The following is a 26166-nucleotide window of genomic DNA, read 5'->3' as shown; positions in this document are numbered from 1 at the left end:
TCCAAGGGAGGAATGACCCGATGAAGAAACTGACAATGCTGGCGCTGACAAGCGCGATGGTGGCGGGAACGCCCGCAATGGCGGACCTCGTGTTCCCGAGCCTGAGCTACCGTACCGGGCCCTATGCGGCGGGAGGCATCCCGTTTGCCGATGGCTACGCCGATTACTTCACGCTGCTCAACCAGCGCGATGGCGGCATCGGCGGGGTCGAGGCGCGGGTCGTGGAATGCGAGACCGCCTACAACACCGAGCGGGGTGTGGAATGCTACGAGTCGACCCGTGGTGAAGGCGCGCTGGTCTATCAGCCGCTGTCGACCGGCATCACGTACCAGCTGATCCCGCGCACCACCGCCGATGGCATCCCGCTTCACACGATGGGTTATGGCCGGACATCCGCCGCGAACGGCAACGTCTTCAGCCACACGTTCAACTATCCCGCGAATTACTGGGATGCGGCGAGCGTGATCGTGAACCAGTTGCTTGAGGAAAACGACGGCTCCCTCGAAGGGCAGACGATCGCGCTGCTCTACCACAATTCCGCCTACGGGCGGGAGCCGATCCGCACCCTGCAATCGCTGTCGGAGATGCATGGCTTCTCGCTCACCGAGATCGCGGTGGACCATCCGGGCCAGGAGCAGGGCAACCAGTGGCTGCAAATCCGCCGGGAGCGTCCCGACTACGTCGTGATGTGGGGCTGGGGCGTGATGAACCAGGTCGCGGTTCAGGAGGCCATCAACATCCGCTACCCGATGGAGAACTTCATCGGCAATTGGTGGGCCGGTGCGGACCATGACGTGGAATCCGCAGGTGCGGACGCCGCGGGCTACCGGGCGCTGAACATGAACCGCCTGGGCGACATGCCCGTCTTTGACGAGATCCGCGAACATGTCGTGGATGCGGGCCTGGCCGCCGGTGACGGCACCAATATCGGCAACGTGCTTTATACCCGCGGCATGTATGCGGCCTTCCTGGCGGCAGAAGCGGCGGAACTGGCGCAAGAGATGTCGGGCGAGGCCGAGATCACGGCGGCGCATATGCGCGACGCGATGGAGGCGCTGGTGATCGACGCGGCCACGATGGAGGAAGCGGGCATGCCGGGCATCGGGCCGGAATTCACCGTGACCTGCGAAGATCACGGCGGCACCGGCATGGCGATCATGCAGCAATGGGACGGGGAGAACTGGGTGACGCTCACCGATTTCATCGCGCCCGATGACAGCGTGACCCAGCCGCTGGTCATGGAAGATTCGGCCCAATATGCCGAGGAAAACGGGATCGAGCCGCAATGCGCGGAAAGCTGATCCCGGCGCACTAGACATGTCCGGCGGCGGCGCGGGTCGTTGCCGTCGGGCTTCAGGTATTTGGAAAGCGAAGATGGGCGGAGCGCCGCGCGATATGAAACCGTTGCGAGGAGGGCCGGAGGTCCGAGGAGCGACGGGACGCGCGGGCGCCGTTAACCTTAACCGGGGATGAAGATGCTGGATCAGGCGCAAGAGACCGTGACCGAGGCGCAGGCGGAAACGCTGCTGGAGGTCAACAATATCGAGGTGATCTACAACCACGTGATCCTTGTGCTGAAAGGCGTGTCCCTGAAGGTGCCCAAGGGCGGCATCACCGCGCTTCTGGGGGGCAATGGCGCGGGCAAGACGACGACGCTCAAGGCGATCTCCAACCTGCTGCATTCCGAGCGCGGGGAAGTCACCAAGGGTTCCATCCGCTATCGCGGGGAGCCAGTGGCGGATCTGAGCCCATCGGACCTGGTCGATCGCGGGGTGATCCAGGTGATGGAGGGGCGCCATTGCTTCGAGCATCTGACGGTGGAGGAAAACCTCCTCACCGGTTCTTATACAAGAAAAGACGGGCGCGCGGCGATCCAGGCCGATCTGGACCTCGTCTATGATTACTTCCCGCGCCTGAAGGAGCGCCGGACGAGTCAGGCGGGCTATACCTCCGGCGGGGAGCAGCAGATGTGCGCCATCGGTCGCGCGCTGATGTCCCGGCCCGAGACGATCTTGCTGGACGAGCCGTCCATGGGGCTTGCGCCGCAATTGGTGGAGCAGATCTTCGGGATCGTGAAGCGCCTGAACGAGGAGCAGGGGGTGACGTTCCTGCTGGCGGAACAGAACACCAACGTGGCGCTGCGGTTCGCCCATTACGGCTTCATCCTTGAATCGGGTCGCGTCGTGATGGACGGCCCGGCGGCGGAATTGCGGGAAAACCCGGATGTGAAGGAATTCTACCTCGGCATGTCGGAGGACGGGCGGAAGAGTTTCCGCGACGTGCGGTCCTATCGCCGCCGGAAGCGTTGGTTGAGCTGATGGGATCAAGTGTCACCATGGTGGCGTTTACCGGCGTGACGGATGTGTCGGGGGGTGTGGCGGCGGCGGAGGCCGCGCTGCGCGAGGCCGGGCTGGTCGGCGGGTCCCACGACCCCGACGCGGTCCTTGCCGGGCGCGGGACGCTGATCCTGAGGCCCGGGCCGAAAGCGGCGGAGGCCACGGCCTATGGCGACACGCTTCTCGACATGCGGACCAACGGGGTCGCGTTCATGGCGGAGCGGTATTTCAACGCCTATGCGCTGGGCTTCGCGGAAGGGTTCGATTGCCCGGTCTGTGGCGGCACGACTACCGATGGCGATGACCAGTTCGGCGACCAGATGGACCATATCGGCCGCGCGGCCGTTGAATGGTGTGACGGGGTGAATGGGGCCACGGCGCAATGCGTGCTGTGCGATGCCGCGCCAAGGGTCACGGACTGGACGCTGGAAGACCCGGTCTTTCTTGCGGACATCGCGATCGAGTTCTGGAACTGGCCGCATCTCGATCCGGACCCCGTGGCGCGCAAGCAATGGTGGCATGTCGACGTGGTACCGATGCTGGAGGACGCTGTCGGCGCGCCCGCCCGGCTGAGCGGTCACAAGATCTGAAGGAGCGCGAAGAATGTTGGACAAAAGCCAAGGCCATTTCGACGCGCTGGAGACGCGCAGCGCGGATCAGCGCGCGGCGGAGCAGTTGGAGGCGCTGAACGCGCAGCTAGCGCGGGTGCGGGCGGCGGAGGACAATTGCCTGCCCGGGGACGGTGCGCTGGGCGACCTTGGCGAATTGGCGCGGCTTCCGGTGTTGCGGAAGTCGGACCTGGTGGCGTGGCAGGCGGAGAAACCGCCCTTCGGGGGCATGGCCGTGTCGAACGTCGCCCATGTGTTCCAGAGCCCCGGCCCGATTTATGAACCGGGCGGGGTCAGCCACGATTGGTGGCGGATGGGCCGGTTCCTGCATGCGCTGGGGATCGGCGCGGGGGACATCGTGCAGAATTGCTTCGGCTATCACCTGACGCCGGCGGGCATGATCTTCGAGAGCGGCGCGCGGGCCGTGGGGGCCGCCGTGCTGCCCGCGGGCGTGGGGCAGACGGAATTGCAGGTGCGCGCCGCGAAGGATATCGGCTGCACGGCTTATGCGGGCACGCCGGATTACCTGAAAGTGATCCTGGACCACGCCGACGAGGTGGGGGAAACGCTGGCCTTTACCCGTGCGGCGGTGGGGGGCGGGGCGCTGTTCCCGAGCCTGCGGCAGGAATACGCGGATCGGGGGATCACCTGCCTGCAATGTTACGCAACCGCCGATCTGGGCAATATCGCCTATGAGAGCAAGGCGATGGAGGGGATGATCCTTGACGAAGGGGTCATCGTTGAGATCGTGCGCCCCGGCACCGGGGACCCGGTCGCCGATGGCGAGGTGGGAGAGGTCGTGGTGACGTCCCTCAACCCCGATTACCCGCTGATCCGGTTCGCCACGGGCGATCTGAGCGCGATGATGCCGGGGCAAAGCCCGTGCGGGCGCACCAATGCGCGCATTAAGGGCTGGATGGGCCGCGCGGACCAGACCACCAAGATCAAGGGCATGTTCGTGCGGCCGGAGCAGGTGGCGGAGTTCGTGGCCAAAACCGGCATTGCCAAGGCCCGCGTCATCGCCCGCCGCGACGGGGAGCGGGACGTGATGGTCGTGCAGGTGGAAGCGGACGGCGCAGACGAGGCCGCGTTGGCGGACAAGGTGAAAGCCACGATGAAGCTGAGCGGCCGGGTCGAGATCGTGGCACCGGGCAGCCTGCCCAATGACGGCAAGGTGATCGACGACCAGCGCAGCTACGACTGAGCCCTATTCCCCGCGCGCTTCGGCGGCGCGCAGCTCCTCCGGCGTGGCGAGGCCGTCGCCATTCGCATCGACGCGGCGGAAGGCCCATCCATAGGCACCGAGATTGCGGATGCGGATCGACATCGGTGCGCCATAGGCGGCCATCTGCTGGATGAAGACGCGGAATTCGCCCGGGGTGAGGCGCTCATCCCCGTTCGCGTCGGCGGCCAGAAAGCTCTGCACGCTTTGCGCCTCGAACTGGGCGTGGGCCGGGGCCGGGATCAGCGCCGTGGCGGATGCGAGCGCGATCAGCCCTGCAAATGCCGTGTGCGGGAGACGTGTCATGGTCCGGATCCTCCTTGATGTGCAGAAAGGGTGGCGCGATGGCCGGTTCACTATGCAACGGTGCGGCGGCGGGGGATGTTTCAATCGCCCCGACGGGGAGGGATCGGCACCAACGCGCCGATGCCGCCGCTTTTGTCATCCGATGACACGGCGCGCCGCGGTTGCGGGACCAAGGCTGCTATCGGGTGACAACGCGAAACCATGCTAAACCACCGCAAAGCAACGAATCCCACGGACGGAGTTTTCGCCATGCCCATTCGCCCCCTCGCCACGGCACTCGCCGTTTTGACCGGCCTCGGGTCCGCCATCGCTGCCACGGAGGTGCGGGCCGATACCGCGCTTTTGCTGGTCAACGACCGCTATTCCAACGCCCAGAACCTGCGACAGGCCAGCGAGATCGAGCGTCTGCGTGGCGATCTGTCGGCGGCGGGCTTTGACGTCATCACCGTGGCCGACGGGGATGGCGACGACCTGCGGCGCGGGTTGGAGCGGTTGATGAACGCGGATGAAGAGGACCGTGTGCTGGTCGCCGCCGTGGGTCATTTCGCGCGGTCCAACAGCGATTCGTGGCTTCTGGGATCGGACGTGGACGAACCGAACCTTGCGACAGTCAGCGGCGATGGCCTGCCCCTGTCCGTCCTGATGGATGTCGCGGCGACCGCGCCGGGGCGATCTATCGTTCTTCTGGGGCTGGAGCGGCGGCGCATCGACCTGGGCGCGGGCCTTGGTGTCGGCGTGGGCCGGGTGGACGCGCCGCAAGGTGTGACCGTTCTGGCCGGTGCGCCGGATGACCTTGCGGATTTCACGACCGAAACCTTGCTGGTGCCCGGTGCGGACCTTGAGGCGGCGCTGTCCAGTAGCCGCGGTTTGCGGGCCTTCGGGTTCGTCTCGTCCGAATTGCCGTTCTTCCCGGCGGCGACCCCGTCCGCGCCGGCGCCGACCCAGCCGCCCACGTCGCCGCAGCTCAACCAACCGGGCGCGGAAGAGATCGCGCTGTGGGAAGCGGCGGAGGAGTTGGACACGGTCGGCGCGTATCGCGCGTATCTCAACCGCTATCCGAACGGGTTCTACGCCGCCGATGCCCGCGCCCAGATCGACACGTTCGAAAATGACCCCACCGCCGTGGCGCAAGCCGCCGAGGAGGCGCTGAACCTGACACGCCAGCAACGCCAGCAGATCCAGCGCAGCCTGTCGATCCTCGACTATGATACGCGGGGCATCGACGGGATCTTCGGCTCCGGCACGCGCAACGCGATCCGGGGATGGCAGAATGCGCGGGGCTTCGTCGTGACGGGCTACCTTGATACGGCGCAGATCAACGCCCTCAGCCAGCAGGCCTCGGTCCGCGCGGCAGAGCTTGAGGAGGAGGCGCGCCAAGCGCGGGAGGAGGCCGAACGGGCCGACCGCGCCTATTGGCAGGTGACGGGGCAGGGCGCCACGGAGGAGGGGCTGCGCGCCTATCTGGAGCGCTATCCCGACGGGCTGTTCGCCGAGCAGGCGGAGGCGCGTGTGGAGGAGATCGACCGCGCCCGCCGCGCCGAGGCGGAGGCCCGCGACCGCGCCGCGTGGGACGTCGCCCGCGCCCAGAACAGCGTCGCGGCCTACCGCGCCTATATCAACGACAACCCCAACGGGGCCTTCGTCGACCAGGCCCGCGCGCAGATCGATATCCTGACCGGGCAGGGCGGCGGGTTCACCCCGCAGCAGATCGCCCAGTTCGAGGCGCGCGAGGCGTCGCTGAACCTGCCGCCCGTCACCCGGTCCCTGATCGAGCAGCGGCTGGCCGCCCTGGGGCTGGAGCCGGGGCGCGTGGACGGACGTTTCGATGAACGCTCCCGCCGGGCGATCCGCCGCTACCAGCGCGCGCGCGGGATCACGGTGACGGGTTATCTGGATCAGCAATCGGTCGTGCGCCTGCTGGCCGAAACCGTGGGCGGTATCCTGCGGCTGGATGGAGTGATCGAATGAGACCGGCGATCATCACGGCCCTCCTGGCGCTGGTGCTGATGCCCGTGGGATCGGGCGCGGCACGGGCGCAGGACGCGGCGGAACTGGCGGCGGCGCGCGCGGTGCTGTTGCAATTGCAGCCGCGCAGCTTCGCGGAAAACGTGGAATATTGCGGCTATATCGGGCGGATGCCGGACGGGCGGCTGATGGCGACGGAGGTGTCGCGCGGCGACAGTTTCGGGTGCCTGAGCCGGGCCGACGAAAGCCGGTTCGTGGAGATCGTGGCGAGCTTCCACACCCATGCGGGTTTCGACCGGAGCGCGTTGAGCGAGGTGCCGTCGTCGGACGACGTGATGGGCGATCATGCGGAAGGGGTGAACGGCTATGTCGCGACGCCGGGCGGACGCCTGTGGTACATCGACGGCGCGCGGCAAGTGGCGACACAAATCTGCGGGCTGGGCTGCATGGGCCAGGCGCCGGGTTTCATCCCCGGCGATGAGGGGCCGATTGCGTCCCGCTATACCCTGGCCGAGATTCGGGCGCGCGAACGCTGAACGGATGTCGGATGCCTGCGGCTTAGGGGTCGATATTGACCTGGCCGTTATCCCCGGACGGTGGGCAATTCGCTGTATTGGTGGACCCGTCGCAGGTGTCGGCTGCCTGCGCGAAGGCGGCTTGCGAAAGGGCGAGGGTCAGGAGCGTCATCAAAAGGGCGGTCAGGCGTGCCATGGGCGGGGCCTCGTGAAAAAAGAAACATGAATATCCGCCCTGCATACCGGATTCGCCGCGATCTGCCGATGGTGTATTTCCCGCAGCGCGGCGCCGGTCACGATTGCGTGGGGATTTGGGCGGGTCGCCGCCGAAACCCGGCCTTTTGAGCGTGGAAAAGCCGCGTATGGGAAAGCCGCACATGAAAAAGCCGTCCCGGGGGACGGCCATTTCGGTCTGATCGCTCGGGTCGATCTCAGCCCTGGCGGGCCTTGAACCGGCGCTGCGTCTTGTTGATCACGTAGACGCGGCCCTTACGGCGCACAACGCGGCAGTCGCGATGGCGGTTCTTGAGCGAGCGGAGTGAGTTCTTGACCTTCATGGGTCGTCTCCTTCATCGCGGCGCGTCATCTGCGCCTGGTTGATCCTTGGACGCGGCGGGCGCATCCGGTGAATGCCTCGTGGCCCGGTGGGGGGCCTGCTTCCGGGACCGCCGCTGCGCGGCGACCCTGTCGCCCGACACTTTTCTGCGAAAAGTATCGGTTGGTGGGCGATACTGGGATCGAACCAGTGACCCCTTCGATGTCAACGAAGTGCTCTACCGCTGAGCTAATCGCCCGTATTGCCCGTTTGACCTGCATCCGGGTCTTGCCTGCTGGCATGGATCCGGGCGCGGGGACCGCGTGGGTGAGCGGTCGTATAAAAGGAGTCCCCCCGTACCGCAAGGGCTTTTGGCATGGCGGAAAAACGGGCTATATCACCCCACGTCGTCCCATCTGCCCGGAGCCCCCATGCACCCCGCTTTTCGTCTGGACCTGCCCGTTGAGGTGACAAGCTCCGTCATCGTGGCCTCGCCCCATTCCGGGCGGCATTACCCGGCGAGTTTCCTGCGCGCCTCGGTCCTGGACGAGCGCACGATCCGGTCGTCGGAGGATGCGTTCATGGATCGCCTGATCGCGGCGGCCCCGGACCTGGGCGCGCCGCTTCTGGCCGCGGAATGGCCCCGCGCCTACCTCGACTTGAACCGGGCGGCGGACGAACTGGACCCCGGCGTGGTCGACGGGGTGAGCCGCGTGGTGCAGACGCCGCGGATCAATTCCGGCCTGGGCGTGGTGCCACGGGTGGTGGCCAACGGGCGGTCGATCTATCGCGGCAAGCTGACCCGCGCGGAGGCGGAGGCGCGGATCGCGCAGGTCTGGAAGCCCTATCACGCGGAATTGGAGCGCCTGATGCGCGCGGCGAAAGCGGATTTTGGGCGCGCGGTCTTGCTGGATTTCCATTCCATGCCCCACGAGGCGCTGGACGCGGTGGTGCGCCCCGGCACGCCCCGGCCCCACGTGGTGCTGGGCGACCGTTTCGGCGCATCGGCGGCCACGGAGATCGTGGACATCCTGGAGGAAGGCTTCCTGGATGCGGGCCTTGTGGTCAGCCGCAACGCGCCTTTCGCGGGTGCGTTCATCACCCAGAGATACGGGCGTCCGGCCAGCGGCCTGAACGCGGTCCAGGTGGAGATCGACCGCGCGCTTTACATGAACGAACGGCTGGTGCGTCCGAACGGGAATTTCGAGGCGATGAAGCGGATCATCACCCAGGTGCTGGCCCGCGTGATCGGCGCGATGCCCGGGCGGGTGGCGTTGGCCGCGGAGTAGATTTGAGGGGTGGGAGGGCCCGCCCTCCCACCCCTTTTGGGGGGCGCGGCCCCCCTTGCCCCCCCGAGGTATTTTCGAAGCAAAGAAGGCCAGAGCCTTAGCGCAGGGCGCGGCCCTTGAGGATCGCGTCGGCCCCGAAGCGGTCGCGGATCACGTCGGTGGCCCGTTCGGCCTTGAGCCGCGCGGCCTCCTGCGGGTCGAGCAAATTCCCCTCCCGATCGGCCTGCTCCGCCGGGATCAGGTCCGACACGCCCACGCCCAGGAGGCGGTAGGGATCGGGGTGCTCCATCCGGTCGAAGAGCGCCCGCGCGGTGGAATAGATGCGATCCGCCGTCTGGGTCGCATCGGGCAGCGTGGAGCGCCGCGTGATCAGTTTAAAATCGGCCCGCTTGAGTTTCAGCGTGACCGTGCGCCCGGCAATGCCTTTGGCCTTCAGGCGGTCAGACACCTTTTCCGCCATGCGCCAGATATGGCCGTCCAGAAGGTCGGTATCGGCGATGTCGTCGTTGAACGTGGTCTCGTTCGACACGCCCTTGACGGGGCGGTTGCGTTTGACCGACCGGTGGTCCTCGCCGCGTGCCAGATGCCAGAGCCGTTCCCCCATGGAGCCGAAGCGGTCGTGGAGCGCCTCCCTCTGCCACCTTTGCAGGTCCGCGAAGGTGTGGATGCCGGCCTTGTTGAGCGAGGCCTGCCCGACCGCGCCGATGCCCCAGATGAGCCGCACGGGTTTGTCCGACAGGAAGTCCTGCGTTTCCGCCGCGCCGATCACCGAGAAGCCGCGCGGTTTGTCGAGATCCGACGCGATCTTGGCCAGGAACTTGTTGTGGCTGAGGCCGATGGAGCCGGTGATCCCGATCTCGTCCCGCATCCGCTTCACGAGGCGGGCGAGCATCACGGCGGGTGGGCGGCCATGGACGCGGGCGGTGCCGGTGAGGTCCATGAACGCCTCGTCCAGCGACAGGGGTTCGATGGAGGGCGTCATCTCCTCCATCATCTGGCGGATCTGTTTGGAGACCTCCACATAGGTGTCCATCCGGCCGCGCACGACCACCGCTTCGGGGCAGAGTTTAAGGGCCTGGAACATCGGCATGGCCGAGCGCACGCCCTTGATCCGCGCGATGTAGCAGGCGGTGGAGACGACGCCGCGCCGCCCGCCGCCGATGATGACGGGCTTGTCGCGCAGCTCCGGATTGTCGCGCTTTTCGACGGAGGCATAGAAGGCGTCGCAATCCATGTGGGCGATGGGAAGATCGTAAAGCTCCGGATGCGAGGTGACGCGCGGCGACCGGCAGGCCGGGCAGCGGCGTGCATTGTCGAAGGTTTCCAGGCAATCACGGCAAAGGGCGGGCATGGGCGCAGGATACGCGCCTTTGGGCCGGGCCGGAAGATGTGGTAGTCAGGCGCGGGAGGAGGATGCGCCATGGCGAAGGACAGTGAAGAGCGGATCGCCTGCCGCACTCCGGCGGAGGGCAAGGGCGCGACGAGCAATATCCCGGTCTGGAAATTCGAGGCCGTCCGGGCCGCCATTCGCGCCGTGCTGGAAGAGGCGGGCGCGGAGGGGATGCTGAACAGGGACCTGCGTGACGCGGTGGGCGCAAGAATGGAGCCCGATGATCTGGAGCGGCTGGGCAAGCTGGGCTGGCACGTGGTGACGGTGAAGCTGGAGATGGAAGTGCGCGGAGAGGTCGTGCGGCTTCCGGGCAAAGGGCCGATGCGGATCGCGCTGGCCTGACCACGCGGCACCCGGCGTTCAAGGGGTGAGCGGTTTTTCCATGTAGACGCGGCGCAGCCCGTGTTCCGTGACGCGGTGGGTGATGGCAAAGCCGTGGCGCGAATAGAACGCGATATTGGCCGCCATCTTCTCGTGCGCGTAAAGGCGAAGGCGGGTGAAACCCCGGTCCCGCGCGACGGCTTCGGCCACATCGAGCAGGCCCTTGCCGCGCCCCTGTCCCTGTAGGTCGGGACGGATGGCGAGGTTGTCGAGCAACAGCGCATCATCGGTCTCGATCAGCACCATGACCTCCGCCAGTCCCTGCGCATCGTCGCGCAGCCCGACCCAATCCTGTGCGATCCGCGCGGCGTAATCGTCCAGCATCGGGCCGGGTGTCATGCCCATGACGTCTATCCAGGGGCGATAGGCCGCGTCGACCAGGGCGGCGACGGCATCCGCATCCTCGGGTCCTGCCCTGCGCATCGGGATCGTCACTTTCAGGCCCTTTCGCTGCGTTTTGCGGGATTTCCGCCGTCGATTAGGGGTGGAGTCGGAGGCTCCAAACCCGCATATCCTCAGCATATGAAGATCGAAGATCAATTCAGAGGAATTTTAGCCATGCTCGAAGATATTCTGGGCGGGAACCTGTTCCTGCTTGCCGTATTCGTATTCCTGATCCTGTGCGTATTCCTTGCGATCCGCATCGTGCCGCAATCGGAAAAACATGTGATCGAGCGGTTCGGCCGCCTCAAATCGGTGCTGGGGCCGGGGATCAACTTCATCGTGCCCTTCCTGGACCGGGTGGCCCACAAGGTGTCGGTGCTGGAGCGTCAGCTGCCCAATGCCGAGCAGGACGCGATCACCAAGGACAACGTGCTGGTGAAGATCGACACATCCGTCTTCTATCGCATCCTGGAGCCGGAAAAGACCGTCTACCGTATCCGGGACGTGGATGGCGCGATCGCCACGACCGTCGCCGGGATCGTGCGGGCCGAGATGGGCAAGATGGACCTCGACGAGGTGCAATCGAACCGCTCCGCCCTCATCACGCAGATCAAGGCGCAGGTGGAAGAGGCGGTGAACGATTGGGGGATCGAGGTGACGCGGGCCGAAATCCTCGACGTGAACCTTGACCAGGCAACGCGCGACGCGATGTTGCAGCAGTTGAATGCGGAACGCGAGCGGCGCGCCGCCGTGACCCGCGCCGAAGGTCAGCGCCGGGCGGTGGAGCTGGCCGCCGACGCGCAGCTTTACGAGGCCAAGCAGGTGGCCGAGGCCCGCCGCATCACCGCGGACGCCGAAGCCTACGCCACGGGCGTCGTGGCCGAAGCCATCGCCAAGGGCGGGCTGGAAGCGGTGCAATACAACATCGCGCTGGAGCAGGTGAAAGCCATCGGAACCATGTCGTCGGGAGCGGGCAGTAATACGATCGTGGTTCCCGCGGACGCCGTGGATGCCTTCGGCAAGGCGTTCCAGATGTTGAAAGGGCGCAGCTGATGGACCCGCTATGGAGCCAATGGTGGGTCTGGGGTGTTGCGGCCATCGCACTGGCGGTGGGAGAGGTTCTGTTGCCCTCCTACCTGCTGCTGGGGTTCGGGATCGGTGCGGGGATCATCGCGTTCCTGCTCTTGATAGGTGTGCCCGTGGCGGCTTCCCTGCCGATCCTTCTGGTCGTCTTCGCGGTGCTTTCGCTGATTTCCTGGCTGGGGCTGCGGCGCTGGCTGGGCGTGTATCAGGGGCAGGTGAAGAATTTCGACCACGACATCAATGACTGATCTGTCGGTCTATGCGCCGCTGTCCGAGAAGGTGGCGGCGCTTGGGCCGGACGATGACCTGACCTTCCGGCCCGCGGATTTCCCGGACGCGCTGGCCGACCTTACCGAATTCGGTGGCATGGTCATCGACACCGCCTTTCTGCGCAGCATGGGATGGGCCGGTGACAGCGCCGGCAACGATCTGCCGTTCGAGGTGATCGGGGTCAGCCACGGGTTCGAGGTCTATGCCGAGGCTGAGGGGATGCGCCGGTTCGGGCTGTGGCTGATGCATCTGCTTTTGTCGGGCCGCGAATGGGCGGGTCTGACCCTGACCCATCCGACGAGCCGCGCCCGGACCTTTTATACCCGTATCGACCACCCGATGCCGCGTGACCACAAGCTTTTCGGCCAGAAACCGCAGCAATTCACCGGGTACGAATACTGGCCGCAGGAAGTCTGGCGCCATCCTTTCGCGGATCGGGCCATGGCGCCCGTCCACAGGGTCGATCCGCAGGACCGCCCCTTTTTCGCCTATGGCTGGGGCGCGGCGGATGCCCACCATGTCGACTTCGATCCGGCGGCGGCAGATCAGATCATCTTCGAGGCCACGCCCGAGGGTGTCGCGGCCATGGCCTGCCTGATGATGGACATGGCCCATCCGACGCTGGGGCGCGACGAGGTCGATATGGAATCGCCCATCGTGGGTTTCGCCGCCACCCAGCACCGCAGCCTGGAGGCGCGGTTCTGGCTGCCGAATTCCTTCGCATTCTACTGCGACACGCTCGATGATCTGACGCTTCCGCCCACGCGGGCCGAGGTACGCGCGATGCAGAAGGCGCGTGAAAAGGGTCAGGCCGGCAATTCCGACACCACCATCTGAGCCGCGGCGCTAGTTGAGGTTCAATCCCGTAGATCGCGACCCCAGAACGTGTTTCCAATGGCTTTCGCGTGCGATGATGTGTTCACGCGACGCCCCCGTATCTGCTGTTTCGAGGATTGAGAATTGAAACGACTGGGTAACGTCGGCCTGATCCCGCATCAATGCCTGTAACCCAACGTTTCCGCCATGGCCTCCGGTCTCGACATAGGTGGACCACCTGCGCCAAAAACCTTCTTCGCCGTGGGCAGAACCAACATATTGATGACCATCGGCGGTCACGATCAGGTAGACGCCCCCGACAGACGACAAGGCCGTCCTCCAATCGTCGGGACGCTCGGCTATGATCCGCTGCAGTGTTCGCCACTTTAGCCGGACAGATCGATAGCCACGGAAACGCGGGGTTCCGCGAGGAGCATCCATGAGGGAGGAGACAAGCAATTGGTCCGATAGTGTTTCAAACAGGCGATACGATGCGCGCGCGGTCTTGATGTAGCGGATGTTCAATCGCCCCGACAGATCGGCGGTCGCCGCAACCGGCGTGAGCGTATAGTTGTAAGTGTCTGGTCCGTTGCGCCCTACCAGCGTGTCATAGTCCGCCGGGCCAAAATCCGGATCGCCCTCCACATGCCAGCAGCCGGCGAAGAGCCAGGTGTCCGGTGAAGGCGTAGCGATCAGAGAAACGACAAAATCCCGGTTGAAATTCCTGGCCGTCTGAGCGGCTTGCCAGACATCGAAATCTCCCGCCTCGAACACCTCCAGCGGGTGCTCCAACCCGTTCCATTGTGCCAGATGCAGTTTCGTCTGGAGCGGCGAGAATGCCGGGTACATGGCCCTCAGAAGGGTCGTGAGAGTAAGGCTCATGGCAATTCCGACACCACCATCTGAGCCGCGGCGCGCGGGTCCTGGTGTTGCCAGATCGGGCGGCCCACGACGATGTGGTCGGCTCCGGCCGCGATCGCCTCGCGCGGGGTGGAGACGCGTTTCTGGTCGCCGAGCGCCGCGCCGGTCGGGCGCACGCCGGGGGTGACGATCAGGCGTCCATCGGCCTCGGGCAATCCACGGATCATCGCGGCTTCCTGGGGGGAGGCGATGACGCCATCGGCCCCCGCCTCGAACGCGCGGCTGGCGCGCTCGGCGACCAGGTCGGGGATCGCGCCGTCGCGGATCAGCGAAGCGTCGAGATCGGCGCGGTCGAGCGAGGTCAGAATGGTCACGGCGAGGATTTTCGTGTCCGATCCCGCAGCGCCTGCCTTCGCGGCACGCACCACGTGCGGATCGCCATGGACGGTCAGGAAATCGAGATTGAACTGGCTGAGGCCGCGCACCGCCGCCTCCACCGTGGCGCTGATATCGAAGAGCTTCATGTCGAGGAAGATGCGTTTGCCGTGGTCCTGCTTCAGCTCATTGGCCAGCGCCAGCCCGCCGCCCGTCAACATGCCGAGCCCGATCTTGTAGAAGCTGACACTGTCGCCCAGACGCTCCGCCAGGTCGAGGCCCTGGACCACGTTTGGCACATCAAGCGCCACGATTAGACGATCATCGGCCATGGCCATTCCCCCGGTTCAACTCACGCGCCTCGTTTAGGGACGCGGGCGGGGGAAGTCCATGTCAGGCGGTGCCGCCAAGCGCCGCGTCCCGCAGGCCGCGCGCGATGCGCTTGAAATCCGCCGTGGTGGGGCCGCGCCACAGGATCGGGCGGCGGTGGATGCCACTGGCATCGAGGATCTGCGCCTCGGCACGGAAGGCGGACATTTCAGGATCATAAGCGACGCGGTGCAAACTCAGGGCTTGGGTCGACATCAGCGATACTCCAGTTAACGGGGTCGTAAACCACCATCTATGGGGGTTATGTTCACGTACAACTCAACATGTCGAGATATGGTTCCCCTTACCTCAACCCCCGGTTTTCCGGGGCTGTGAGACCGGCCCGAACCGCAAAACACCGAAACTGCGGCCCGGACCGACACGCCCGAAACATGGGCATGTATCTTGGAGGGGTGGCCGCGCCGAATTGAGGGGAGGGCGGCGCGGCCGAAGGACATCGGGGGAATGTCCCTTGCACTAGATGTGGGGAGGCGAGAGGCGCATTTTGCGGGGAAAACCGGCGTGCGCTTCCCGTCAGTCGCAATAGCGGCGGGCGGAGATATTCAGATCGCCCCAATCGCCCTGCGGGATCGCGACGTCCGGCGCGCGGGCATCGTGCAGCGCCCAGGCCACGCCATCGAAGGAAAGCCGCGCGGGGTGGCATTCGACGGAGGCCCCGGACCGCGCGCGCAGGCGAACGATACGGCGGTCCCGCACCGCCTCGGCCAAGGCGATGACGTAGGGATCGGATGCGACGTCCGGCGCGGCGACGGAAATTTCGGCAAGCGCGGCCTCCGCTGCTTTTCGCGCGCGGTCGGGCAGGCTTTCGATGAACTTGGCGCGCGCCGAATGCAGGGCGGCGGGCATCCCGAGTGCGTCGATGGCGTGTGTCGGCGCGGACAGCTGGATCGCCATCGCGCGCGCTTCCTCCTCCGTCAGGCCGGTCAGGCGGGTGCGGTAGTTGAAGCCCAACTCGATCCCGCCCTGGTTGCCTTGATGCACAATGATCGGCAGGCCCGCCTCCGTCATGGCATCGACGTCGCGCAGGATGGTGCGGGGGACGCATTCCAGCTCCGCCGCCAATTGTGCCGCCGTCCGGCGCCCCCGGTTTTGCAGGATCAGGAGGATTCGGAGGAGGCGGGACGCGCGCATGGGGTGGATTTAAACATGACAGAAGATGTCATGTAAGGGGGTCTAGGCAGGGGCGACTCAGCTGAAGGACGCGCCATGAGATTCTACGAGGCGAAACGGGTGATTGCGGCAAGCCCGGAGCGGATCTGGCCGATCCTAACCGATGCGCGCCGTCTACAGGACGGGACGTTCGGCATCACGAAGATCGAGGGGCAGATCGCGGAAGGGCGCACCATCACGCTCTGGTCCGAAGTCGATCCGAAACGCGCCTTCAAACTGCGCGTGGACAGGTTGAATCCCCCGGGGGAGATGGTGTGGTCAAGCGGGATGCCGCTTGGCCTGTTCCGGGGCACCCGGTGGTTCCGATTGCGCCCGGTTGCGGATGGGACCGAATTTCACATGAGAGAAGACTATACTGGTCCGATGGCGGGCATTATCTTCAAGCAAATCCCCGATCTGACCGCATCCATGGAACAATTCGCCGCCGCGTTGGCGAGGGAGGCAGTGAGATGATTACCTATGGCGACGGAACGGCGGACGACCCCTGGCGGCTGAAGACGCCGCCGGGAAGCAGCGAATACCAGGCGTGGCGTGACGACACCCGCGATCCGCCCGCCCTGGTCGTGCAGGTCGGCAAGACGCAGTTGAGCTATCAATGGCGGGCGGTGGACGATGCGGCGGAGATGCTGCGCAGGCGGGGCGATTGGGTCGATCTGGGCAATGCCGATGAGGGCAAGCCGGTGAAGGGCGGCACGTTGGAGGCCTGGGCGCGGGATGCGGACAATCCGGTCGGTGGGTATTACGGGCTGCGCAAGGGGTATCGCGGGCGGTTCGCGAATTATGTGGGGCCGGTGCTGGAGCTGCTGGGCCTGGCAGAGCTGGAACACAAGCCGAGGGGCAACCGGATCCGTGCGCGGGATTTGGGGTAACTCGCCCGGAATCAAGCCGAAGGCGCCGGGCGAGGGCCTGCCCGTCCCGACGGGCTGGCGCTTTGGCCACGCAACGCCACGCTGATGGTCTGGAGGGGCTTTGGCGGAAAAAAGTGGCAAGTCGGAAAGTTCGGGGCGCCACCCCCACGGGCAGGCCCGCGCCCGGCTTGCACATGGTCGCGACCTTGCCTGTTGCAGGGCCCCGGCGTGACGGCGATGGACCGGCTCGACGTTCCCGTGCAAACTCCGGTCTATGCGTCAGCCCAAGGATATCGCCGCCGCGCTTGCGGCTTTTGACGGCAAACACACCGCGTCGCTCAAGGCCGTCCTTGCCGACGACCTGTCGCCCGAGGCCGAAGCGGCCCTGATCGCCGCTATTCCAGGTTCCGACGAGGTCGCGGCCACGTGGCTTGTCAAGGCGCTCGTGGAAAAGGCCCGGTTGGGACAGCACCACCTGGCGACGCTGTTCGACCGGCTGCCAGACATCACCAAGCCCGACGCCGCTTTGCACCTGCTGCAATGCGCCCAATACGCGCCCGACGCGGCACGGCTCCTGCGTCCGCATCTTTTTCTGTTTTACGGCCACGACAAGATCCTCCTCCGGGTCTGGGCATTCGACGCCTATTGCCGGGGCGCGGATGCGTCCGAGGATCTTGGCGACCGGATCAGGCAAGGGCTGACCAACCGCTCCGCCGCGATGCGGGCACGGTCGAAGGCGCTGGCCGCAGAGTTCGGAATTGATCTTGAGAATGGCGCGCGCCCTCCCCATCTAGATCGGTGAGGCCCGACCGACCCCATGTGCCGCAAAGCGGGCAGGGGCCAAAACGGGCGCTTTGATAAGGAGACACGATATGAACTTGGAGAAGTTCACGGATCGCGCGCGCGGCTTCCTTCAGGCCGCCCAGACCATCGCGCAACGCGAGGATCACCAGAAACTGGTGCCCGAGCATCTTCTGAAGGCCCTCATGGACGACGAGCAGGGGTTGGCCACCACGCTGATCACCCGCGCAGGCGGCGCACCGGAGCGGGTGCGCGAGACGCTTGATCTTGCCATGTCGAAATTGCCGAAGGTGACGGGCGATGGCGCGCAGGTCTACCTCGACAAGCAAACGACCAAGGTTCTGGATGAGGCGGAGAAGCTGGCCCAGAAAGCTGGCGACAGTTTCGTAGCCGTCGAACGCCTTCTGACGGCGCTTGCCATGGTGAAATCCAAGGCCAAGGATGCGCTCGATGCCGGTGCTGTCAACGCACAGGCGCTCAACGCCGCGATCAACGATCTGCGCAAGGGCAAGACCGCCGACAGCGCGTCGGCCGAGGACAATTACGACGCGCTCAACAAATACGCCCGCGACCTGACGGAAGCAGCACGCGAGGGCAAGATCGACCCGATCATCGGCCGCGATGAGGAAATCCGCCGCGCCATGCAGGTGCTGAGCCGTAGGACCAAGAACAACCCTGTCCTGATCGGGGAGCCGGGCGTGGGTAAAACCGCGATTGCCGAGGGCCTTGCGCTGCGCATCATCAACGGCGACGTGCCGGAATCGCTCCGCAACAAGACGCTGATGTCGCTGGACATGGGCGCGCTGATTGCGGGCGCGAAGTATCGCGGCGAGTTCGAGGAACGGCTGAAAGCCGTCCTTGGTGAAATCGCAAATGCCGCCGGTGAAATCATCCTGTTCATCGACGAGATGCACACGCTTGTGGGCGCGGGCAAAACCGACGGCGCAATGGATGCCGCCAACCTGATCAAGCCCGCCCTCGCGCGCGGGGAATTGCACTGCGTCGGTGCCACGACGCTCGATGAGTACCGGAAATACGTGGAGAAGGACGCGGCTTTGGCCCGCCGGTTCCAGCCCCTTGTCGTGGAAGAACCCACGGTGGAGGACACGGTATCCATCCTGCGCGGCATCAAGGAGAAGTATGAGCTTCACCACGGTGTGCGGATTTCCGATTCCGCGCTGGTCGCTGCGGCCACGCTCAGCCATCGCTACATCACCGACCGGTTCCTGCCCGACAAGGCCATCGACCTGATGGACGAAGCGGCGTCGCGCCTGCGGATGGAGGTCGATTCCAAACCCGAGGAACTGGACGCACTCGACCGGCAGATCCTGCAGATGCAGATCGAGGCAGAGGCGCTGAAGGCGGAGGATGATGCCGCCTCCAAGGACCGGTTGGCGAAGCTGGAGAAGGAGCTTGGCGACCTGCAACAGCAATCCGCCGAGATGACCGCCAAGTGGCAGGCCGAACGCGACAAGCTGGAAAGTGCGCGCACGATCAAGGAGCGGCTGGACCAGGCCCGCGCCGAACTGGACCAGGCCAAGCGCCGGGGCGATCTCGGCAAGGCCGGGGAGTTGTCCTATGGCGTGATCCCGCAGCTTGAGAAGGAGCTTGAGGCCGCCGAAAGCCAGGACGAGGACGTCATGGTGGAAGAGGCCGTGCGCCCCGAACAGATCGCCGAAGTTGTCGAACGCTGGACCGGCGTGCCAGTGGCCAAGATGCTGGAAGGCGAGCGGGAGAAGCTGCTGCGCATGGAGGAGGAGCTTGGCAAACGGGTCATCGGCCAGCAACAGGCCGTCTCCGCCGTCAGCCGGGCCGTGCGCCGGGCGCGGGCAGGTCTTCAGGACGAGGGGCGGCCGTTGGGCAGCTTCCTGTTCCTCGGGCCGACCGGCGTCGGCAAGACGGAGCTGACCAAGGCGCTGGCCGAATACCTCTTTGACGACGATCAGGCGATGGTCCGCATCGACATGTCGGAGTTTATGGAGAAGCACGCGGTCGCCCGCCTGATCGGTGCGCCCCCGGGCTATGTTGGCTACGACGAAGGCGGGGTCCTGACGGAGGCCGTGCGCCGCCGCCCCTATCAGGTGATCCTGTTCGATGAGGTCGAAAAGGCGCATCCGGAGGTCTTCAATGTGCTCCTCCAGGTGCTTGATGACGGTCGCCTGACCGATGGGCAGGGGCGGGTTGTCGACTTCAAGCAGACGCTGATCGTGCTGACATCGAACCTCGGCTCACAGGCGCTCAGCCATCTGCCGGAAGGGACGGATGCAGGGCAGGCGAAGAAAGACGTGATAGACGCGGTGCGCGCTCATTTCCGCCCGGAATTCCTGAACCGGCTGGACGACATGATCGTCTTCGACCGCCTGACGCGGGACGATATGGATGGCATCGTGAAGATCCAGTTGCAGCGGTTGGAACGGCGTCTTGCGGATCGCAAGATCCACCTCTCGCTCGACGACAGCGCGATGACGTGGCTCGCCGATGAAGGCTATGATCCGGTCTTCGGCGCGCGGCCGCTCAAGCGGGTGATCCAACGGGCGTTGCAGGACCAGCTGGCGGAAATGATCCTGTCCGGCGATGTCTTCGACGGCTCGGAGGTCAGCGTCTCCGCCGGTGCCGATGGCTTGATCGTGGGCGACCGTGTGGCGGCGTCCAACCGGCCCAAACCGGACGATGCCGTCGTGCATTAAGGCGCGCCTGACCACCAAGACTATGAAGCGCCCCGCCGGATTTCCGGCGGGGCGTTTTCATGTGTGTGGGTGGAAAAGGTGCCTCCCCAGGCCGGGAACCAATTCCGCACACGCAGGGTTTGCCTTTCGTCACGGAGGTCCAATCATGTGTGTCACCTGCCTGTCCCGGCGCCGCGTCCTGAGCCTTGGCGTGGCGGCCCTTGCCGCACCGACGCTTGCGGCGTGCCGCCGTCCCGACCTCGTGTCGGACGCGCAGCTGCAACAGATGGGTCAGGCAAGTTGGGACCAGATGCGCCGCGAGATCCCCCTGTCCGCGAACACGACGCTTACAACAGCCCTGTCCGAGACGGCCCGCGCGCTTCTTGAGGCCGACGACCGCGACCCACGCGATTGGGAAGTGGCGGTGTTCGCAAGCCCGCAAGCCAATGCGTTCGCGCTTCCGGGCAACAAGATCGGCGTGTTCGAAGGCATGTTCCAGGTCTTTGCCAATCGCGCGCAACTTGCCGCCGTGATCGGGCACGAAATCGGCCATATCGACGCCGACCACTCGAAGGAGCGGGTCGAGGCGCAGATGGCAACGGAATTTGGGCTGCGTGCCGTGCAGACGATCCTGGATCTGGGAGACGTCGAATACGCGAGGGAGATTGCGGGGGCGTTGGGGATCGGCGCGCAGTACGGCCTGCTGCTGCCGTATTCCAGACGGCAGGAGATCGAGGCTGACGCCTACGGTCTGCGCCTGATGCACCGGGCTGACTACGACCCGGCGGAAGCCGCGGAATTGTGGCGGCGCATGGATGCGATGGCGCAGCGCAACGCGCCGGAATTCCTGTCGACCCACCCCGCCCCCGAGGCGCGGATCGAGGCGATTGAGGATATGCTACCCGAGCTTGCGTGATTGCCGGAGAGGTGCGTGAGTAGCGCCTAGTTCCTTAACATCAGGTTAATGGAAACAGATATTCCTTTTTGCTTCAGATGGATAACCCGCTTTATCAACCTTGATAACCCTCGGCCCCGCCCCGCAAGGCAGGCAACCCGATCCCCGTCGCTTCGAACCCGCCATCCACCGCAAGGCACTGCCCGGTGATGTAGCTTGCTTTGTCCGAGCACAGGAACACGATGGCCTGGGCAAGCTCATCCTCTGTCCCGTAGCGGTTAAGCGGCAGGGCATCGTGGTAGGCCGCGATGATATCGGGCGTATGGACCGCCATGGCGAGCTTCGTGCGAACCGGCCCGGGCGCGACCGCGTTGCAGCGGATCCCATGCTCCCCCAATTCCACCGCCTGCTGCTGCGTCAGCGCGATCACGGCGGCTTTCGACGTGCCATAGGCCACGCGAAGGGTGGAGGCGCGAAGGCCGGAAATGGAGGCGATGTTCACGATCGCGCCGCGCGTGTCCTTCAGCGCGGGTGTGGCAGCCTGGGACATCAGGAAGGTCCCGTCGAGATTGACCGCCATCACCCGCCGCCAACGCTCGAAATCCGTCTCCTCGATGGGTCCGAAATCCGCGATGCCGGCATTGTTGACCAGCGCATTCACCTGGCCGAACGTATCCAGCGTTTCGCGCACGCTCGCCGCCACCTGCTGCGGGTTGGAGATGTCGTGGGGCAGGGCAAGGACGTCCCTGCGGGTTGCGGCGACGGCGGCCAATTCATCCCCGTCCCAATCCACCATGGCCACGCGCCAGCCGAGGGACAGGAATTCGTCGGTGGTGGCAAGGCCGATGCCACGCGCGGCGCCGGTGACAATGGCGGTCTTCATGGACGTCCCTCCGATGCGGTGTCACGTCAGGGAACCCCAGAGCGCAGCGGGAGGCAAGCCGACAGATGCGCCCGGCCCGCCCACAAGAAAGCCCCGCGCAGGGGGACGACCTGCGCGGGGCGGATTGCCGGACTGATAGGGACCGATCAGTGCGGCAACAGAACGGCGTCGATGATGTGAACAACACCGTTGGAGGCGAAGACATCCGCCGTCGTCACGCGCGTGTTGCCGTTCAGAAGAACGGTGCCCGAGCGGCCATCCACACGGATCGGCTGGCCCTGGACGGTCTGATGCACGGCACCCACCTGGCCCACGAACTGGGACGCGGGGTAGTAATCGGGCGAGACGTGGTAGGTCAGCACGTTGGTCAGGGCCGGGATGTCGGCCAGCAGCGCGTCGAGCGTACCGGCGGGCAGATGGTCGAACGCACGGTTGGTGGGTGCGAACACCGTGAAGTTTCCGCGACCCGACAGCGTGTCGACCAGGCCCGCGGCCTGAACGGCGGTCACGAGGGTCGACAGGTCTGGCGTGGCGGCGGCCAGTTCGACGATGTTGGAGCTGCCCGTCACGGCCAGTGCAGGCGTGGCAAGGCCAGCGAGGGGTGCTGCGGCGGCGAGGCCTGCGGTGCGGGTGATGAATTGACGACGGTCCATTTTGGTCCCCTTTCGGTGTTGAGTGTCAGATAGTGGTCTTGCGTGGAAAACGGGGGCGGCTGTCCAAGCCACCCCCGCTATCCCTTGAGGCTTACATCGGCGGCATCAGCACCGAGTCGATCACGTGGATGACGCCGTTGGACGCCTCGATATCGGCGGTCACGACATTGGCGTCGTTGATCATCACCGGATCGAGCGACACGGTGATCTCGGCACCGTTCACGGTGGCCGCGGTCATGCCGTCGGTCAGATCACCGGACATCACGGCACCGGACACGACGTGGTAAGTGAGGATGGCCGTCAGCGCCTCGGTGTCTTCCAGAAGGCCCTCAACGGTGCCTTCGGGCAGTGCGGCAAATGCCTCATCGGTGGGGGCGAACACGGTTAGCGGGCCTTCGCCCGAAAGCGTCTCGACCAGGCCTGCGGCCTCGGCTGCGGCAAGAAGCGTCGTGAAGGAACCGGCCTCGGTTGCGACATCGACGATGGTGTTGGAGTGGGCATCCGCGAAGGCGGGTGCGGCCAGCGCGATGGAAGCGGCAAGGGCAAGCATTGCGTTACGCATTGTGAAACTCTCTCTGCTGTCTGTCAGTCAACCCGGCGGGGCAGGGTGTGCCCGGTTCCGGGGCCGGACGCTTGGGCCGTCCGACGAGAGGCGAGATGCGACAGCCCCATATCCTTTCAAGTGAAGCGAATTTCCGCCGGACCGCTTGACGGACGGGCCGCGCCGCCTAAGCCTGGGCGATTTCGGCGTTCCAGTCACATTGAGGTGAAATCATGTGATCGGCCGTTATGAATTTCGCGAAAATTCGCATCATTTCGCCGGACGAAACTTGTGGATCGCCGGCAGGCGAAACATGGTGCGGGCCTCGGACAGCGCGAAGGGAAGTGACCATGGACATGCCAACGATGGAAAGTGTCAGCGTGTTTCTGGAGGCGATGGCGATCGCGTTCTGGCTGGTCATCGGGTTGGCGGTGCTGGCCGTGGTTGTCCTGTTCTTCCTCGATCGGTTCCAGACCGGCGACGCGATCCGGCGCAATTATCCCGTCCTTGGCCGGTTCCGAGGATTGTTCAGCAGTCTTGGTGAATTCTTCCGGCAGTATTTCTTCGCCATGGATCGGGAGGAATTGCCGTTCAACCGGGCGCAGCGGGAATGGGTGAAACACGCGGGCAAGGGCAAAAGCTCCACCCTGCCATTCGGCTCTACCCGCAACATAACCGTGGTGGGCACTCCCTTGTTCGTACCCTCGGCCTTTCCGCCGCTGGACGACCAATTCTCCAGCTCCGAGCCGCTGACCATCGGGCCGCATTGCGACACACCTTACATGGCAGGCAGTTTCTTCAACCTTTCCGGAATGAGCTATGGCGCGATCTCCAAACCCGCCGTGCGCGCGCTGAGCCGGGGATGCCAGATGGCGGGGGCGTGGATGAATACGGGCGAAGGCGGGCTGAGCCCGTATCACCTTGAGGGGGGGTGCGACCTTGTCTTCCAGATCGGCACGGCGAAATACGGGGTCAGGGATGCCGACGGAAACCTGAGCGACGAGAAGTTGGAAGAGATCGCTGCCAAGCCGCAGGTCAAGATGTTCGAGTTGAAGCTGGCCCAAGGTGCCAAGCCCGGCAAGGGCGGTATCCTGCCGGCCGCCAAGATCACCGACGAGATCGCGGAAATCCGGGGCCTGCCCAAGGGCCGCGACGGGATCAGCCCCAACCGCCACAGGGAAGCGGGCAACACGGAAGAGTTGCTGGACCTGATCGGCCATATCCGACGCGTGACAGGCAAGCCCGTGGGCATCAAGACGGTGATGGGCAGCGAGCAATTCTTCATCGACCTTTTCGCGGCGGTCGGCGCGCGGGGCGTCGAACATGCGCCGGACTTCATCACGCTCGACGGTGGGGAGGGCGGAACCGGAGCCGCGCCGATGCCGCTTATGGACCTGGTGGGTATGTCGATCCGGGAGGCGCTGCCGATTCTGACCGACCTGCGCAACAAGGCGGGCTTGAGGGAACGGATCCGGATCGTCGCCTCGGGCAAGCTGGTCAATCCCGGCGACGTCGCCTGGGCCCTGGCGGCGGGGGCGGATTTCGTGACCTCCGCGCGCGGTTTCATGTTCGCGCTGGGGTGCATCCAGGCGCTCAAATGTCACAAGAACACCTGTCCCACCGGCATCACGACCCATAATCCGCGCTTCCAGGAGGGGTTGGTGGTTGAGGACAAGGACATGCGCGTCGCCAATTACGCGAAGAATATCGTCAAGGAGGTGGAGGTGATCGCCCATTCCGTCGGGGTGAGCGAGCCAAGGAAGATGCGCCGCGAACATGTGCGGCTCGTGCAGCCCGATGGATCGAGCCTGCCGATGGACCGCCTTTATCCCGACGGGGTGAATGCCGCCTGACCGGGCATCGCCAGCGTGGAGATGAAACCAATCACGCCGCTTAACCGTTCCGTGATAAGTGATGTCAGCCCTTGGGGGATGGCACATCTATGGTGCATCAAGGCCCCGACCTAGGACGAGGAGACGACCCACATGGCCCGCCGCTATCAATCCAAGCTGACATGGGATGACGTGACGCCCGAACGCCTGTTTCTGAATCGCCGCCAGATCATGGCCGGCACCGGCGCGCTGTTGGGGGCGGGGCTGATCGGTGGACGGGCGACCGCGCAGGAGGCGCTGGAGCCAAACACGTGGGAAGAGATCACGACCTACAACAACTTCTACGAATTCGGCACGGGCAAGGGCGATCCCGCCGCCAATGCCCATACCCTCACGACAAGCCCTTGGTCGGTGGAGATCGACGGGTTGGTCGACAGTCCCGGCACCTATTCCTTCGAAGACATCATGTCCGACGTCGAGGTGGAGGAACGGATCTATCGCTTCCGCTGCGTGGAGGCGTGGTCGATGGTGATCCCGTGGAACGGGTTCGAGCTGGCCGATCTGCTGAACCGCGTGGGCGTACAGGACGGCGCCCGCTATGTCGCGTTCGAGACGGCGCTGCGCCCCGACGAGATGCCGGGCGTGAACGTCCCCGTGCTTGACTGGCCCTACCGGGAGGGTCTGCGGCTGGACGAGGCGATGCATCCGCTGACCATCATGGCGACCGGTATCTACGGGCGCGAAATTCCCAACCAGAACGGCGCGCCTATGCGGCTGGTCGTGCCGTGGAAATACGGATTCAAATCCATCAAGTCGATCGTGCGCATCACCCTGACGGAGGAGGAGCCGCCGACCAGCTGGAATATGGCGAACCCGCGGGAATACGGCTTCTATAGCAATGTGAATCCCAACGTCTCTCACCCGCGGTGGTCGCAGGCCTCCGAACGGCGCATCGGCGGGGGGCTGTTCGCGCGCCGCGAACCGACGCTGATGTTTAACGGCTACGAGGAGGAGGTCGCAGGCCTCTATGAAGGCATGGATCTGGAAGCCAACTTCTGATGATGCGAGCCTGCGCAATGGCATTGGGAGCGGGCGCGATCCCGGCATTCGCCGTGGCGCAAGACGCGCCTTTGCCCGCCACGGAGATCCAG

The 26166-nt window shown here is 65.2% G+C and carries 31 protein-coding genes and 1 tRNA gene (1 of these 32 cut by a window edge); 19 read left to right on the top strand and 13 right to left on the bottom strand.

Translation table 11 applies throughout. The features are described 5' to 3' along the window. Positions 1–20: 20 nt before the first annotated feature. The 4 genes from KUW62_RS15075 (at position 21) to KUW62_RS15060 (ending at position 4148) form a co-directional block, all read left to right on the top strand. A complete protein-coding gene (locus KUW62_RS15075; RefSeq protein ID WP_224816281.1) occupies positions 21–1301 on the top strand; it encodes an ABC transporter substrate-binding protein in 1281 nt (426 codons plus the stop codon). Positions 1302–1475: 174 nt separating this feature from the next. Then, complete coding sequence (locus tag KUW62_RS15070; RefSeq protein ID WP_224816280.1) at positions 1476–2318, top strand: ABC transporter ATP-binding protein; 843 nt, start codon at positions 1476–1478, stop codon at positions 2316–2318. Next, positions 2318–2926, top strand: coding sequence for a hypothetical protein (locus tag KUW62_RS15065; protein WP_224816279.1), 609 nt, complete (start codon positions 2318–2320; stop codon positions 2924–2926). The genes KUW62_RS15070 and KUW62_RS15065 overlap by 1 nt, the downstream gene beginning before the upstream one ends. Positions 2927–2939: 13 nt before the next feature. After that, positions 2940–4148: a phenylacetate--CoA ligase family protein gene (locus KUW62_RS15060; RefSeq protein ID WP_224816278.1), complete on the top strand. Its 1209-nt coding sequence runs from the start codon at positions 2940–2942 to the stop codon at positions 4146–4148. Between the two features lie 3 nt (positions 4149–4151). Here KUW62_RS15060 and KUW62_RS15055 read toward each other — a convergent pair whose 3' ends face one another. Continuing rightward, entirely contained in the window at positions 4152–4472 is a 321-nt protein-coding gene (locus KUW62_RS15055) for a hypothetical protein (RefSeq protein WP_224816277.1), read from the bottom strand. 249 nt (positions 4473–4721) lie between these two features. Here KUW62_RS15055 and KUW62_RS15050 point away from each other — a divergent pair, with 249 nt between their 5' ends. Next, positions 4722–6440 (top strand): peptidoglycan-binding domain-containing protein, encoded by a 1719-nt coding sequence (locus KUW62_RS15050; protein ID WP_224816276.1) that lies wholly within the window; start codon positions 4722–4724, stop codon positions 6438–6440. Continuing rightward, the gene (locus tag KUW62_RS15045; RefSeq protein WP_224816275.1) at positions 6437–6973 is read left to right on the top strand and encodes a DUF4329 domain-containing protein; all 537 of its coding nucleotides are present in this window, start codon (positions 6437–6439) and stop codon (positions 6971–6973) included. Before KUW62_RS15050 ends, KUW62_RS15045 begins: the two co-directional genes overlap by 4 nt. Before the next feature lie 22 nt (positions 6974–6995). Here the strand turns inward: KUW62_RS15045 and KUW62_RS15040 are convergent, their stop codons facing one another. From KUW62_RS15040 to KUW62_RS15030, 3 genes are all read right to left on the bottom strand, one after another. Then, entirely contained in the window at positions 6996–7148 is a 153-nt protein-coding gene (locus tag KUW62_RS15040; RefSeq protein ID WP_224816274.1) for a hypothetical protein, read from the bottom strand. Between the two features lie 235 nt (positions 7149–7383). Then, on the bottom strand, positions 7384–7509 hold the full coding sequence (gene ykgO / locus KUW62_RS15035; protein ID WP_008562923.1) for a type B 50S ribosomal protein L36: 126 nt from the start codon (positions 7507–7509) through the stop codon (positions 7384–7386). A 162-nt stretch (positions 7510–7671) separates the two neighbouring features. Continuing rightward, positions 7672–7746, bottom strand: a tRNA-Val gene (locus KUW62_RS15030). Between the two features lie 172 nt (positions 7747–7918). On the opposite strand from KUW62_RS15030, the gene KUW62_RS15025 reads away from it, so the two are divergent. After that, complete coding sequence (locus KUW62_RS15025) at positions 7919–8776, top strand: N-formylglutamate amidohydrolase (RefSeq protein ID WP_224816273.1); 858 nt, start codon at positions 7919–7921, stop codon at positions 8774–8776. Between the two features lie 97 nt (positions 8777–8873). Here the strand turns inward: KUW62_RS15025 and KUW62_RS15020 are convergent, their stop codons facing one another. Then, positions 8874–10127, bottom strand: coding sequence for a DNA polymerase IV (locus KUW62_RS15020; RefSeq protein WP_224816272.1), 1254 nt, complete (start codon positions 10125–10127; stop codon positions 8874–8876). 69 nt (positions 10128–10196) lie between these two features. Here KUW62_RS15020 and KUW62_RS15015 point away from each other — a divergent pair, with 69 nt between their 5' ends. Next, positions 10197–10508 carry a hypothetical protein gene (locus tag KUW62_RS15015; RefSeq protein WP_224816271.1) on the top strand — a complete coding sequence of 104 codons (312 nt, stop codon included), beginning with the start codon at positions 10197–10199 and terminating at the stop codon, positions 10506–10508. 18 nt (positions 10509–10526) lie between these two features. On the opposite strand, the gene KUW62_RS15010 is transcribed toward KUW62_RS15015, so the two are convergent. Beyond that, positions 10527–10982: a GNAT family N-acetyltransferase gene (locus KUW62_RS15010; RefSeq protein ID WP_224816270.1), complete on the bottom strand. Its 456-nt coding sequence runs from the start codon at positions 10980–10982 to the stop codon at positions 10527–10529. A 123-nt stretch (positions 10983–11105) separates the two neighbouring features. Between KUW62_RS15010 and KUW62_RS15005 the strand changes: the two genes are divergently transcribed. The 3 genes from KUW62_RS15005 to KUW62_RS14995 are packed head-to-tail and all read left to right on the top strand — an operon-like array spanning position 11106 to position 13121. Next, positions 11106–11984, top strand: a complete 879-nt coding sequence (locus KUW62_RS15005; protein ID WP_224816269.1) for an SPFH domain-containing protein — start codon at positions 11106–11108, stop codon at positions 11982–11984. Then, positions 11984–12262, top strand: a complete 279-nt coding sequence (locus KUW62_RS15000; RefSeq protein ID WP_224816268.1) for an NfeD family protein — start codon at positions 11984–11986, stop codon at positions 12260–12262. Before KUW62_RS15005 ends, KUW62_RS15000 begins: the two co-directional genes overlap by 1 nt. Next, entirely contained in the window at positions 12255–13121 is an 867-nt protein-coding gene (locus KUW62_RS14995) for a hypothetical protein (protein WP_224816267.1), read from the top strand. Before KUW62_RS15000 ends, KUW62_RS14995 begins: the two co-directional genes overlap by 8 nt. Before the next feature lie 9 nt (positions 13122–13130). Here KUW62_RS14995 and KUW62_RS14990 read toward each other — a convergent pair whose 3' ends face one another. From KUW62_RS14990 to KUW62_RS14975, 4 genes are all read right to left on the bottom strand, one after another. Continuing rightward, on the bottom strand, positions 13131–13949 hold the full coding sequence (locus tag KUW62_RS14990) for a GIY-YIG nuclease family protein (protein WP_224816266.1): 819 nt from the start codon (positions 13947–13949) through the stop codon (positions 13131–13133). Between the two features lie 29 nt (positions 13950–13978). Next, positions 13979–14668 (bottom strand): orotidine-5'-phosphate decarboxylase, encoded by a 690-nt coding sequence (pyrF, locus tag KUW62_RS14985; RefSeq protein WP_224816265.1) that lies wholly within the window; start codon positions 14666–14668, stop codon positions 13979–13981. Positions 14669–14729: 61 nt separating this feature from the next. After that, positions 14730–14921 (bottom strand): hypothetical protein, encoded by a 192-nt coding sequence (locus tag KUW62_RS14980; protein WP_224816264.1) that lies wholly within the window; start codon positions 14919–14921, stop codon positions 14730–14732. Between the two features lie 318 nt (positions 14922–15239). Further along, the gene (locus KUW62_RS14975) at positions 15240–15857 is read right to left on the bottom strand and encodes a YafY family protein (RefSeq protein WP_224816263.1); all 618 of its coding nucleotides are present in this window, start codon (positions 15855–15857) and stop codon (positions 15240–15242) included. 75 nt (positions 15858–15932) lie between these two features. Between KUW62_RS14975 and KUW62_RS14970 the strand changes: the two genes are divergently transcribed. From KUW62_RS14970 to KUW62_RS14950, 5 genes are all read left to right on the top strand, one after another. Further along, a complete protein-coding gene (locus KUW62_RS14970; RefSeq protein WP_224816262.1) occupies positions 15933–16349 on the top strand; it encodes an SRPBCC domain-containing protein in 417 nt (138 codons plus the stop codon). Next, positions 16346–16765 carry a DUF6855 family protein gene (locus KUW62_RS14965; protein ID WP_224816261.1) on the top strand — a complete coding sequence of 140 codons (420 nt, stop codon included), beginning with the start codon at positions 16346–16348 and terminating at the stop codon, positions 16763–16765. The genes KUW62_RS14970 and KUW62_RS14965 overlap by 4 nt, the downstream gene beginning before the upstream one ends. A gap of 253 nt (positions 16766–17018) precedes the next feature. Continuing rightward, positions 17019–17546: a hypothetical protein gene (locus tag KUW62_RS14960; RefSeq protein ID WP_224816260.1), complete on the top strand. Its 528-nt coding sequence runs from the start codon at positions 17019–17021 to the stop codon at positions 17544–17546. 70 nt (positions 17547–17616) lie between these two features. After that, positions 17617–20232: an ATP-dependent chaperone ClpB gene (gene clpB, locus KUW62_RS14955; protein WP_224816259.1), complete on the top strand. Its 2616-nt coding sequence runs from the start codon at positions 17617–17619 to the stop codon at positions 20230–20232. 145 nt (positions 20233–20377) lie between these two features. After that, positions 20378–21127 (top strand): M48 family metallopeptidase, encoded by a 750-nt coding sequence (locus tag KUW62_RS14950; protein WP_224816258.1) that lies wholly within the window; start codon positions 20378–20380, stop codon positions 21125–21127. A gap of 94 nt (positions 21128–21221) precedes the next feature. Here the strand turns inward: KUW62_RS14950 and KUW62_RS14945 are convergent, their stop codons facing one another. From KUW62_RS14945 to KUW62_RS14935, 3 genes are all read right to left on the bottom strand, one after another. After that, positions 21222–21989, bottom strand: coding sequence for an SDR family NAD(P)-dependent oxidoreductase (locus KUW62_RS14945; protein ID WP_224816257.1), 768 nt, complete (start codon positions 21987–21989; stop codon positions 21222–21224). A 146-nt stretch (positions 21990–22135) separates the two neighbouring features. Next, the gene (locus tag KUW62_RS14940) at positions 22136–22642 is read right to left on the bottom strand and encodes a fasciclin domain-containing protein (protein ID WP_224816256.1); all 507 of its coding nucleotides are present in this window, start codon (positions 22640–22642) and stop codon (positions 22136–22138) included. Positions 22643–22733: 91 nt separating this feature from the next. After that, positions 22734–23204, bottom strand: a complete 471-nt coding sequence (locus KUW62_RS14935; protein WP_224816255.1) for a fasciclin domain-containing protein — start codon at positions 23202–23204, stop codon at positions 22734–22736. Positions 23205–23539: 335 nt separating this feature from the next. Between KUW62_RS14935 and KUW62_RS14930 the strand changes: the two genes are divergently transcribed. From KUW62_RS14930 to KUW62_RS14920, 3 genes are all read left to right on the top strand, one after another. Continuing rightward, the gene (locus KUW62_RS14930) at positions 23540–25036 is read left to right on the top strand and encodes an FMN-binding glutamate synthase family protein (RefSeq protein ID WP_224817129.1); all 1497 of its coding nucleotides are present in this window, start codon (positions 23540–23542) and stop codon (positions 25034–25036) included. A 132-nt stretch (positions 25037–25168) separates the two neighbouring features. Next, complete coding sequence (msrP, locus tag KUW62_RS14925; protein WP_224816254.1) at positions 25169–26074, top strand: protein-methionine-sulfoxide reductase catalytic subunit MsrP; 906 nt, start codon at positions 25169–25171, stop codon at positions 26072–26074. 17 nt (positions 26075–26091) lie between these two features. Then, positions 26092–26166: the 5' end (the start) of a hypothetical protein gene (locus tag KUW62_RS14920; RefSeq protein WP_224816253.1), read on the top strand. The gene runs 441 nt beyond the window's last position; 75 of the gene's 516 nt are visible here — the first part of the coding sequence; it begins with the start codon at positions 26092–26094; the stop codon falls past the right edge of the window.

Origin of the sequence: Hasllibacter sp. MH4015 (assembly GCF_020177575.1) — a bacterium.
Classification (GTDB): Bacteria; Pseudomonadota; Alphaproteobacteria; order Rhodobacterales; family Rhodobacteraceae; genus Gymnodinialimonas.
The sequence above is the reverse complement of the archived record's forward strand: the minus strand, read 5'-3'. Positions and strand labels throughout refer to the sequence as shown.